The sequence below is a fragment of the Oxynema mangrovii CENA135 genome (genome assembly GCF_016632315.1).
Lineage (GTDB): Bacteria > Cyanobacteriota > Cyanobacteriia > Cyanobacteriales > Laspinemataceae > Oxynema > Oxynema aestuarii.
On record NZ_JAEOXH010000002.1, the window covers coordinates 1063619 to 1075068 of the forward strand.

Consider the following 11450-nt stretch of genomic DNA (forward strand, 5'->3'; position numbering starts at 1 on the left):
GAGGCTCCTTAAAGAATTATCACCCAAGACAGCCGATGGCTACAGGTGGGTATGGGCTACCATGCAGTTAGAGTCTCCCTGCCGAGGGACGGGTCTAGGCGTTCGTGGTTAAGGGTTTGAGGGATTGGCGGCGTCGCGATCTTCGCGCGGTTGGCCGATCGTGGATCGACCCAGAGCCGATTCCGACCCCGGTGGGCGATCGCCCTTTTTGACGGTCCAGTTGGGCAACTGGCATAATGATGCTCCTGACTGGCCTTGAAAACCCACTCAATAAAAGAAAGCCCGAGCCTCGGCGATCGGCGCGCGATCGCCAGCAATGACGGGTTGACGATTTCAGGAGTGCTTTACCCGTCGCCCGCCGATCGCTCGTCATGGCTGGGATGGGAATGGATTCGAGCGACAAGGAGTGAAGATAACCCACAAGCCCTGCTAATTTGAGACGGGGGAGTTCGTGTAACTATGGAATTTATTAAATCGAGTGTTTTTAGAGCGCTCCGCAGCCACCTGCAGGATATGAGCAAATTGAGCGTGGCCTCTTTTTTAGCCACGGCTCTAGATTTTATCGTTTTTTCGCTGTTCGTCAGGCTGTTCGAGCTTCCAGTTCCGCGAGGGGCCGTCTTCGGCTCCCTGGCGGGGGGAATTTTTCACTTTAGCCTTTGCCGTTTTTGGGTATTTGCTCGCTTCGAGCGCAATTTACTCGAAGCGGCTTTTCGTTATGCGATCGTCTCCGGAAGCGCCCTCGTCCTACACTCGACCTTGACGACGTTATTGGCGACCTATTTGCTCGACATCGAAGAAACTGCCTGGTTGACGTCGAAGTTTTTAGTGTTTGCCTTTTGGATTTATCCCGGTAGCAAATACATGGTTTTCGGTCGATCGCGCCGATTCAGAACGGCTCGACGGCGCGGCTATCTATGGTTCGGACGCTTGCGAAAGGGGCGCTGGTAAGGGGATCGGCGCGACGATCGATCGCCCCTTCGATCGCCGAGTCTGTTAGAAGGGCAAATGACTGTTGCGATCGCCGCGATCGAGAATACGCAGGCGGCGGGTGATCAAACTCAAACCGTCGTGACGGAACAAGGCGGCGGAAATCCAGAGACTATCTTCGATCGCCCCGGCTCGACCGACTTTGAAAATCCCCCCCGCCGCCAGGGGTTGTAATTGCACTTCAGAGGGGTTTAAGAGGCGATCGGCCCGCGCGGGTTCGTCGATCGCATATCCTAACAGCAAATCGTCGCGTAACGGTTCCAAGACGATCGCGTCAAAGTTATAGCGTCCGCCGACGCGCACTTCGTCGGGTAAATTGACTTTGACCTCGGGGGGATTGTCCCCGGAGGTGACCTCGGTATTCTCCGCGAGCAGATCTTGGCGCACCATTTGCCCGTTTTCGTAGCGCTGGCGCGATCGCAAGGTGGCTCTCAGGCGCACGGCGCGATCGCTCGAGATCCCCGTTCCCTCGATCTCCGTCACCGTTTCCACCTCAAAGCCGTTATCCACTGCTTCCCAGGATTCGACCCGGGTGCGGTAGTCCAGGTCTGGGTAACGTTCCCACAAGCGAGTGAGAGCGGCGGCGAGGGTCTCCCGGGTCAAGCCGTCGGAATGGGTGAAGCGCGGGCTGTAAAATTGCAACAAACTGCCGAGATCCTGACGGTTGGCGGCCCCGTCGATTTGCCGGATTAAGTTGGTCACCGTCGGCGGAACTTGCTGTTGGGAGGCGGCGGCGATCGCGTGCGGCCCGATTCCCCCTGCGGTCCACAAGGTCGCGCTCAACAGTACGGAAGCGAGCGAGCGGCAGCGCAGCCAACGCAAAACGGGCGATCGCGCGATCGGGCCGAGATCGCGCACGGTGAGGCTCAGAGCCGGAATAGGGGGGAAATTACGCATCGCAACTCGTGTCAAAACTACAGAAGGCCAGATCGGCGATCGCCTGGGCGATTTCAACCGATCCTATGGGATCTCTTCACCGTCCCTACCCCAAATTCCTTGCAAAACATAGCAAAATCTCTCTGAAGTCCGCAAAATTCCGCCACCGCGATCGCTCTTGATTTTCCGGTTCTCTCGCTTTTACAGTGGGAGTGCGTGGGTGGCGATCGCCCCCCGAACTCTTCTCACCTTGACGATACGATCTCAATTCAACTGCATTTCAGCCCTAGGAGAACTCCCGAATCTTGAGCAACCAACCGATTAAACTGTTAATTGCCGCCAGTGGTACGGGCGGTCATTTATTTCCGGCGATCGCCACTGCCGAGCAACTGAGCGACTATCAGATCGAATGGCTCGGCGTCCCCCACCGCATGGAAACCCAATTGATCGGCGATCGCTATCCCCTCCACACGATCGCCGTCGAAGGCTTTCAAACCCGCCTCGGACTCGGAACCTTCAAAATCCTAGCTCGCCTCGTCACCTCCACCTTCCAAGTCCGTCGCTTGCTCCAACGCGGTCACTTTAACGGCGTCTTCACCACAGGCGGTTACATCGCCGCACCCGCCATCCTCGCCGCGCGTTCCCTCGGCTTACCCGTCATCCTCCACGAATCCAACGCCTTACCCGGCAAAGTGACGCGCTGGTTCAGTCGCTGGTGCGAAGTCGTCGCCGTCGGCTTCCAACACGCTCGCTCTTACTTACAAGGCGCCCGCGTCGTCTGGGTCGGTACCCCCGTGCGCCACCCCTTTTTAACCCCCACTCCCCTCGATTTACCGATCCCCCCAGAGGTCCCCTTAATCGCTGTCGTCGGCGGATCTCAAGGGGCCGTCGCCGTCAACCAACTGGTGCGCCAGTGCGCCAGCGCTTGGCTCGATGCGGGGGCTTGGATCGTCCATCAAACCGGAGAAAACGACCCGGACGCCAACAGTTTCGAGCATCCTCACTATCTTTCCCTCCCGTTTTACGACAATATGGCGGGCTTATTTCAACGGGCGAATTTAGCTATTTCTCGCGCTGGCGCCGGAACCCTGACCGAATTAGCGGTGACGCGCACTCCCTCGGTGCTGATTCCCTTTCCCTTTGCGGCGGAAGACCATCAATCGATCAATGCCGCCGGATTTGCTAAAGCCGGAGCCGCCGTGGTTTACCCTCAAGCGGAATTGACGGCGGACACGTTAAAAGCGCAAGTGTTGCAATGGTTGAACCAGCCGCAAATCTTGGTGGAAATGAGCGAAAACGCCGGGAAATTGGCCGTTCCCGACAGCAGCGATCGCCTCGCCAAGCTGGTGCGCGATTCCCTGGAAAAGGCCGCCCGATCTTCGGCCCTCTAAATGACGCTCTAAGTATTGGGACTAACTATTGGGAAACATTGGGCGATCGCCGTCGCTTTGACGCCGCCTCTGTTCTTACCTTTCCCTCACTTTTCGATCCCTCTCCCCTGTCGTACTCAACCTATCAGGCTATACCGTGACTTCTCGACCGTGGACCGTTGGCGCTCTTATTTTCGGCAGTTTGCTTTGGGGATGTCTTCCCGGTGTCGCCGAATCGTTGAAAGTCGGGACGAACGTATTTGAACCGTTTGTTTTTGTCGATGAAATCTCGGAAAAACCTGTCGGATACAGTATCGAACTGTGGGATCGGATCGAAACTGAATTAGAAATGAACGAGTCGGAATTCGTCGTTTTTGATTCCGTCGCCGACGTTTTAGAAGCCGTAGAATCTGGACAAGTCGATGCGGCGATCGCCGGAATTACAATTACCGCCCAACGAGAACAAACGATCGATTTTTCGCACGGTTATTACGAAACTGGATTGCGAATTTTAGTTTTAGATCGGCCTATCAATCCCATTCAAATTTTTTCCAGTTATCTCTTTTCCAGCACCACATTACAAGCGTTTGCCGTTGTCTTCGGCGCGGCTTTAGTTTCCGCTCATTTACTGTGGATTTTCGAGCGCCGCCTCAACCCGGAAATGTTTCCTAAAGGCTATTTCGCCGGGATTTGGGAGGCATTTTGGTGGTCGTTTGTCACGGCGACCACCGTGGGATATGGCGATAAATGTCCCCAGTCAGTTATCGGACGGGCGATCGCGATCGTTTGGATGATGGCGGCGATTTTTGTATTTGCTTATTTTACCGCAACCATTGCCTCCTTGGAAATGCGATCGCGCATCGAAGGTCCCAATGATTTATATCAACACAGAATAGGGGCAATTGAAGGCACGACCTCCGCTTCCTACTTGCGATCGCGTCCGATTCAATTAGTCGAATTTACCACCCGCGAAGCCGCTTATCAAGCCCTGAAACAGCAAAAAATTCGAGCCGTGGTCAGTGACGCCCCTACCTTACTTTATCGTGCCAAACGCGACCCGGATTTTCGGGTCGTCGGTCGTCTCTTTGCCAAACAACAATATGGAATTGCTTTCCCCGAAGGCAGTCCCTATCGCGAACCCATCAATCGGATTTTGTTGAAGTTCAAAGAAGAAGGCGAACTCGAAGCTTTAGAAAATCGTTGGTTTTTAAACGAACCGGAATTATAAAAATTAGAACTCGCATTTTTTAAATCCCGACCTTCACCAACCTATTGAATGGCGATCGAGACCAAGAATGTTCGATCTAGAAACATTTTATATTATTTGCCCACTGCTTTATTATAAATCATTTCATTGACTTTCGCCGACTTAAATAAATCAACAATAGGAGCGGGATAATCCACCCCCAATCTTATCCCATAGCGCTTTTGTTCCACAGGTAAAAGATCCCAAGGTTCGTGAACTTTCCCCGGGGGTAGCTTGGCTAACTCCGGTAACCAATGCTTCACGTAGGTTCCCTCGCGATCGTAATCTTTGGACTGTTTGAGAATATTAAAAAAGCGAAAACCGCGCGCGTCATTGCCAACTCCCGCCGTATAATTCCAATTGCCCCAATTGCTGCAAACATCGTAATCAATTAATAAAGACTCGAACCATTCCGCCCCCATACGCCAGTCAATCCCTAAGTTTTTAGTTAAAAAACTGGCAACATTTTGCCGTCCGCGATTTGACATAAATCCGGTAGCGGCGAGTTCTCTCATATTGGCGTCAACGAGGGGAAATCCCGTTTTTCCTTGTTGCCAAAGCGTAAATTTTTCCCAATCTTTTTCCCAGGGAATTAAAATTCCTTGTAATCCGGAAGAATAAAAGAGGCGATCGCCATGTTTGGCGGCAATAAATCGGAAGTAATCTCGCCATAATAGCTCGAAAATGAGCCAGTAAGTTGAATCATTTTTAACTCGTTCTCTTTCGTATTGTTTGACATTTTGATAAATCAAACGCGGCGACAGACAACCGAGGGCTAACCAGGGAGAAAATTTAGAGGAGTAATCGACCCCCAGCATTCCATTTCGAGTTTGTTTATAAGTTTTTAACCGATCGCCCGTCCAGAGATAATTTTGCACTCTTTCGATTCCCTTGGTTTCACCTCCTTTAAACACCATGACGGCGCGATCGTCTTGAAGCGGTGGTTGCAGTCCGAGCTCGTTTAAAGAAGGTAATTCCCCAGGGTCGATCGCGGGTAAAGGCGGTAGAGTTTTGGGGGTAGAAAAAGGGCGATCGACAGTGGACTCTCGTTCGATCTTTTTGCGAAATTGGGTAAATATTTCGGGGAGTTTATCGATCGCAAATGGGAGGCGATCGCGGTGATATAACGTTTGTCCCCAAAAAGATTTACAACGAACCGCGATCGCCTTTAAATTCGTTTTGAGGGCTTGTTCGACGGCGATTTCTTCTGCCGTTACTTCTTGATGAAAATAAACCGCACTGGCGTGAAGATGTCGCGCTAATTCAGGGATGATTTGCTCGGGAAATCCGAAGCGAACGATTAAATCACTGTGGTGTTTTTGCAAGGATTGACGCAAATCGGCGACGCTTTCAAGCAGGAATTGAGCCCGAAAAGCTCCAGTTTTTGGAAATCCAAAGGAGGTGGTGCTAAATTGGCGGCGATCGAAGCAATAAACGGGGATAATTTCAGCTTCAGTTTGGAGGGCGCGATCGAGGGGTTCGCTGTCGTGTAGCCGTAAGTCGTTACGATACCAAATAATAATTCGTTCTCGGGACATCTTGGGAGTTATATTGTCAGTTATACGATCGCTTTCAAGGCAATTATCTTGATAAACCTGATTGTGTTATTTTCGGCAACTTAAAATCATTGTTTATGGTGCTTGAATTGATGAGCTAAGTTGTTTTAGGATCGAAAATAGCTATGTGTAGCATTTCCTAGATGGATGATTTTTATTAACGATCGCTCCCAAGCCTGCTTTAAAAGGGCAGAGTTCAGTCAAATCCCCTTATTTAAGGGAATTTTAGGGAAACTTGAAATTATTTTGTTTGGAGTTAGTTCGCCCGTAACACAAGCAAAACGATCGCGTAAATTGCTCTTATTCAAGATAACATTATACTGTAACTATCGATCGTAAATTTCAAATTTAAGCGCTCAAACGTCATGACTCAAACAGCGACCGATATCGCCGTACAGACTGGGACTTCATCGAATTGTAAAGAGAATTGTAAGGATATTCGACTGCTCGTTCTCGATATTGACGGGACGATCGCCGGGGTCTCGAATCAGGTGAGCGATCGCGTCAAACAGGCGATCGCCGAGGCGCAACGTCAGGGGGTGTCCGTGGCGATCGCTACGGGACGGATGTACCGTTCTGCCTTGCGTTTCTATCGCGAAATTGGCTCGACGTTGCCGTTAATTGCCTATCAAGGGGCGTGGATTGCGGATCCAACCGAAGATCGCCGTCACGGACATTGGCCGTTGGCATCGGAAATTGCGTTAGAGTTGCTCGATGAGTTCGACCGTCCGGAGGTGCGATCGCTGTTTTCCGTGCATTGCTATATCGACGATCGCCTCTACGTTCGCGAGTTAACCCCAGCCAGTCGCGCTTACGGCGATCGCACCGGGGTCGAACCGATCGCCGTCGGGGACTTGCGGTCCGTGGTGGCGGACTCGGCGCCGACGAAAGTGCTCGCGTTGGGACACGAAATCGAGGTGATTTCCCAACTCCTAGACACCTTCCGGCGTCGCTACCGGGGTGGCGAACTCTACCTGACTCAATCCCACGACTACTTTTTAGAAGCAGGCAACCCTCAAGTCAATAAAGGGGTGGCGGTTCGTTATTTAACTGAAGAAATTCTGGGCTTATCGGCGGCAAACGTGATGGCGATCGGGGATAATTTTAACGACCTCGAAATGCTCGACTATGCGGGAATTGGCGTGGCGATGGGCAATGCGCCGGATGCGGTACGAGCCGTGGGGGACTGGCTGGCGCCGAGTGTCGATCGCGATGGGGTGGCGGCGGCGATCGAAGAGTTCATCCTCTGACTCGGAAAGCCTATAAAATTGTAAAAATGCAGAAAGGGTACCGACGACTGGCCGTGTTTCGTCTCGGTACCCTTACTGGTTCGCTCCTCACACACCTGTAACTATATCGGACAGATTTGGATTTGTCACCCCCCCATTAAACTTTTCTCGAAATTTTTTCTCGAAAGTACTCTGGGATCGGTCGGCTCCATTGCTGTCCCCAACTTCGATGACGGCGGTGTTTTTCCTAAAGTTCCTCGGGGGCGAAAACTCCCAATTGCTCTTCCAGTAAGAATTTCAGCACGGGGCGGGTGGCGGCGACCAGACCGAGCCGCGATCGCGCCAGATCGGGCCGTTCCGCTTGAATGTCCCCCCAAAGGCGGCAATCTCGATAGAAGTTTAAGAAACGGTGACTTAAAGCGGTGGCGGCTTTGAGAACGACGGCGCGATCGCCGGATCTCGCGCAGCGATCCAAGCTGGCGAACAAGGCGCCGATCTCCTCGAATTCGGTGCGGCGACAGAGGTTGAGCCGTCCCGCGCCATCGAGCCAGGGAAAGCGTTCGCCCTCGATGTACGCGATCGCGCCGTCCCGTCGTGCCATCTGTAGCAAGGAGCAACATCGGGCGTGGGCGTACTGAAGGGGAAACAAATCCCGGCGAATGCCCTCGATTGGCTCCGGCGAGGTGCTTTCCCAGGGAAGCTCGCTCAGGCGTTGCAATTGACGCGCTACGGCCCGATCGCTCGGCCATAAGTGCAGCCAACCGGAACCGACCACTTCGATAGAAAAGTCCAAATCCCGGCCAGGAGACCGGGAGAAGGCGGCGGCGATTGCCTCGGCGATTTTCCGGGGGTCTGCGCCCTCAGAGGCGGCCAATGGCAGGGCGATCGCGCAACTGTAAAGCAAGCGCTGGGAGTCTTCGACCCGTTTTAACGGAATCGAGGCGGGAGGAGACTGACCGTTCGCGGCGGTGGCGCGGCGGATTTCGGCAGTGGCGATCGCCTCAAAACTGAAGGTATCGAGATGGTTCACGAGGGCGATTCAGCCGCCATCGACACCGGGGGAAACATTTCCAACGGTAGAGAAATCGTAAACGAAGACCCGCGCTCGGGTTGAGAATCGACAAAAATCTCGCCGCCGTGGAGTTCAGCCAACTTGCGCGTAATCGCCAGTCCCAACCCGGTTCCTTGGTATTGGCGGGCTAAGGACGAGTCAATTTGCGAAAACGGCGAAAACAAGCGGGGACGATCGCGCTCGTCGATGCCGATTCCCGTATCCCAGACCGTAAACTCGATGCGCTCTTCCTGACGCAGTTCGCGACTTCTGCCGTCTGAAGATCGGTAGCGTTCGCGCCAGACGCGATCGATCTTCAAACCGACCGATCCTTCCGGGGTAAACTTAATCGCATTACTGAGCAAATTGAGCAACATCTGTTTCAAACGCCTGGGATCCACCACCACCGATTCGATCTCGGGAGTGACCTCAACTTCCAATTGCAAGCCGTGATTGCTGAGGCGCTCTTGCACCAAACTGATGACCCCTTCGCAAATATCGTGTACGAACACCAATTGCGGTTCGAGTTCGAGGCGATCGGCTTCGATGCGCGACAGGTCGAGAATATCGTTAATCAGTTCTAACAAGTGCTGGCCGCTCGTGTGCATCCGTTCGACATAAATTTTTTGCTTGTCGTTGAGCAAGCCGAAGGATTCTTCGAGTAGGACGCTGGAAAAGCCGAGAATCGCGGTCAGGGGGGTTCGCAGTTCGTGGGAGGTGGTGGCGATGAATTCTTCTTTGAGACGGTTGATGGCGGCGAGTTCTTGATTTTGCTGTTGCAAAAGCCGCCACTGCTGGCGAATGTCGCTGATATCTTGGGCGATAACGATCGCCCGATGGATGTAGCCGTCTTGTTCGGCAATCGGCGAACAGACCGTCTCGAAGGTTTTCGTTTCCGATCCCACACCGAGTTCGAGGGTGGTGACTAAAGGTTGCCCGGTGGTTAGGACTTGGGCGATCGCGCGATCGAAGATCTCCCCGGTTTCGCCGAGGAGTTCCCGATTGGTATGACCGACAACGCGATCGAGGGGGAAGCCGAACAGGATCGATCCGGCAGGGTTAATCGACAAGTAGCGCCCGCGATCGTCGTATTCGGCGAAAATTTCCTTCGATTGTTCGATAAAGGAACGAAAATATTGGGCGCTCAAGCGCAGGGATTGTTCTTCGCGCAACAGGCGCGCCTGACGGATGGCGATCGCGCACTGCACGGCGACTTGTTCGAGCAATTGCAATTCCGGCGCCGACCAGGCGATCGCTTCGTCGTAACACAACCCTAAAATGCCGATCGTCTCGCCGTTGCTGATAATCGGACAAATGGTTTGCAACAACCCCATATCTAATTCGCTTTCCGTGACGGGTTTTCGCGTAGCGGCGGGCGAAAACAGGTCGTGAAAACAAATTTCGCCGTTAAATAAGTGATCGCGACAGGAAGCCGGCCAGTGGTCGAGGGGGAAGCGTTGACCGAGTTGCGGGTCTCGCTCTTGCAGGTCGCATCCGTGCAGGGAACGGATCTCGAAGATCTCCGTTTTGGGCTCGAATAAACAGGCGAAGCAACAGCGCGCCCCCAAGGTGTTGACTAAGCCTTCGACGGCGCTATCGAGTACGCTGTCTTCGTCGCGAGCGTGATGTAAGGATTCGGTCAGATGGCGGATCAGTTGCTCGAATTTGAGCGATCGCGCCAGGGATTCGGTTCGCTCGTTGACCCGTCGTTCCAGTTGACAGGCGTAATTTTGCAGTCCTTCGACCAGTTCGGCTTGTTGGATGGCGATCGCGAGGCGGTCGGAGACGGTTTCGAGCAACTGGCGTTCTTCGTCGAGCCAACGACGGGGCGCGTGGCAGTGGTGAACGACTAACAAACCCCATAAGGGGAAGGCGGGGCGATCGCCCGCTAAGGGCAATCGATCGCCGTCGAGTCCCGAAAGGACAGGTTTCTCGCTGTGGGGAATACCCACTGCCATAATGCTACGCACTTGAAAGGGTTTGAGCCGATCTAAATAGGTGGCGGGCAAGTTGGCATAGTCGAGATCGTCGATCGACCATACCCGTCCGCTTCGGTAGTCTTTAAATTCGGAAGGGTCGATCCTCGGTAAGGTGAGGACTTGTTCTCGAACCGAGGCATAAGCCGGATCGACATTTTCCGCCCTGCAAACGGCCCGTCCGTCGGCGCTAAATTGATAGGCTAATACGCGATGGCCGCCTAATGCTTCTCGCAAGCGATTGACGCCGAGATCGAGGATCTTCGTTAGGTCGAAGGTCGCCCGGATCGTGGCGGAGAGTTCGTCGAGGAGAATTTCCCGTTCTCGGTGTTGTTGCAGTTCGCGCTCGACGATCGCCCGTTCGCCGCGATCGCGTACAAAACTTAATAAATAGCTTTCTTCGAGGGGTTCCCCGACGAGGTGTACCTCGATATCGCAACTGACGGTCCCCCCGTTGTGGTGGATGTAGCGTTTGCGCAGGGCTTGACTTTTGACCCCTTCTCGAACCATGTGGGCGATCGTGTCGAGTTCGATCTCGAAGTCTTCCGGGTGGGCGATCGCCTTTCGATCTAAATGGCGCAATTGCTTGTCGCTGTACCCCGTCATCCGACAAAATGCCGGATTGGCCATCAAAATCCCTCCGTCTGCGGTTTCGCAAACAATGCCGACGGGAGTATCCCAAAAGAGGCGATCGCCCAATTCGTGGCGGATGGAACGGGGAATGTTGAGACGAGACATGATTTCAGGCTGGCAATGGTCTGGCTGCATTTGAGCGGACTCTATCCAAGGACAACGGTCGGGTGAAGCCATCTCTCGAGGACGATTCCCATTTCTCGATGCTTGGCTTGATAATAAATGTTTCCTATTCACGGCAATCTCCCGACCGTTTGACTTCGGTAATAGAGGTGTTTCGGCAGTCTGGACGATGGGGGGTGTGGTGTCTGTCGCCCCGGTTCGCATCCAGCCCCGCACGCGCTCTTCCCCGCATTTTTGCCCGTGCCAGCCGTTTTTGAGGCGATCGCCAAGCCTCGCCGAGGGCGTTTGCGCGAACGGGATGTTTGGGATCCCCATGTCTCAACCCTGGGGCGGCTGGGATGGCGTGACCCGATCGCGATCGGCGACTGCCTCAAATCCGAATTTCCGACGCGCCCATCGGATC

At 53.7% G+C, this 11450-nt stretch carries 10 protein-coding genes; 5 read left to right on the plus strand and 5 right to left on the minus strand.

The annotated features are described in order from the left end of the window. Positions 1–94: 94 nt before the first annotated feature. The gene (locus JJD41_RS18295) at positions 95–235 is read right to left on the minus strand and encodes a hypothetical protein (RefSeq protein ID WP_200668928.1); all 141 of its coding nucleotides are present in this window, start codon (positions 233–235) and stop codon (positions 95–97) included. Positions 236–255: 20 nt separating this feature from the next. Here JJD41_RS18295 and JJD41_RS18300 point away from each other — a divergent pair, with 20 nt between their 5' ends. Next, a complete protein-coding gene (locus tag JJD41_RS18300) occupies positions 256–438 on the plus strand; it encodes a hypothetical protein (RefSeq protein WP_200668929.1) in 183 nt (60 codons plus the stop codon). A gap of 21 nt (positions 439–459) precedes the next feature. Beyond that, on the plus strand, positions 460–948 hold the full coding sequence (locus JJD41_RS18305) for a GtrA family protein (RefSeq protein ID WP_200668930.1): 489 nt from the start codon (positions 460–462) through the stop codon (positions 946–948). Between the two features lie 45 nt (positions 949–993). Here the strand turns inward: JJD41_RS18305 and JJD41_RS18310 are convergent, their stop codons facing one another. Next, positions 994–1884, minus strand: a complete 891-nt coding sequence (locus JJD41_RS18310; protein WP_200668931.1) for a nuclear transport factor 2 family protein — start codon at positions 1882–1884, stop codon at positions 994–996. A gap of 284 nt (positions 1885–2168) precedes the next feature. Here JJD41_RS18310 and murG point away from each other — a divergent pair, with 284 nt between their 5' ends. Further along, the gene (gene murG / locus JJD41_RS18315) at positions 2169–3254 is read left to right on the plus strand and encodes an undecaprenyldiphospho-muramoylpentapeptide beta-N-acetylglucosaminyltransferase (protein WP_200668932.1); all 1086 of its coding nucleotides are present in this window, start codon (positions 2169–2171) and stop codon (positions 3252–3254) included. 136 nt (positions 3255–3390) lie between these two features. Continuing rightward, complete coding sequence (locus JJD41_RS18320) at positions 3391–4461, plus strand: transporter substrate-binding domain-containing protein (protein WP_200668933.1); 1071 nt, start codon at positions 3391–3393, stop codon at positions 4459–4461. A 92-nt stretch (positions 4462–4553) separates the two neighbouring features. On the opposite strand, the gene JJD41_RS18325 is transcribed toward JJD41_RS18320, so the two are convergent. Then, positions 4554–6017: a DASH family cryptochrome gene (locus JJD41_RS18325; protein ID WP_200668934.1), complete on the minus strand. Its 1464-nt coding sequence runs from the start codon at positions 6015–6017 to the stop codon at positions 4554–4556. 383 nt (positions 6018–6400) lie between these two features. Here JJD41_RS18325 and JJD41_RS18330 point away from each other — a divergent pair, with 383 nt between their 5' ends. Then, on the plus strand, positions 6401–7285 hold the full coding sequence (locus JJD41_RS18330; protein ID WP_200668935.1) for a Cof-type HAD-IIB family hydrolase: 885 nt from the start codon (positions 6401–6403) through the stop codon (positions 7283–7285). A gap of 226 nt (positions 7286–7511) precedes the next feature. Here JJD41_RS18330 and JJD41_RS25785 read toward each other — a convergent pair whose 3' ends face one another. Then, on the minus strand, positions 7512–8294 hold the full coding sequence (locus JJD41_RS25785) for a DALR anticodon-binding domain-containing protein (protein WP_200668936.1): 783 nt from the start codon (positions 8292–8294) through the stop codon (positions 7512–7514). Then, positions 8291–11029: a sensor histidine kinase gene (locus JJD41_RS18340; RefSeq protein ID WP_200668937.1), complete on the minus strand. Its 2739-nt coding sequence runs from the start codon at positions 11027–11029 to the stop codon at positions 8291–8293. Before JJD41_RS18340 ends, JJD41_RS25785 begins: the two co-directional genes overlap by 4 nt. Positions 11030–11450 lie beyond the last annotated feature (421 nt).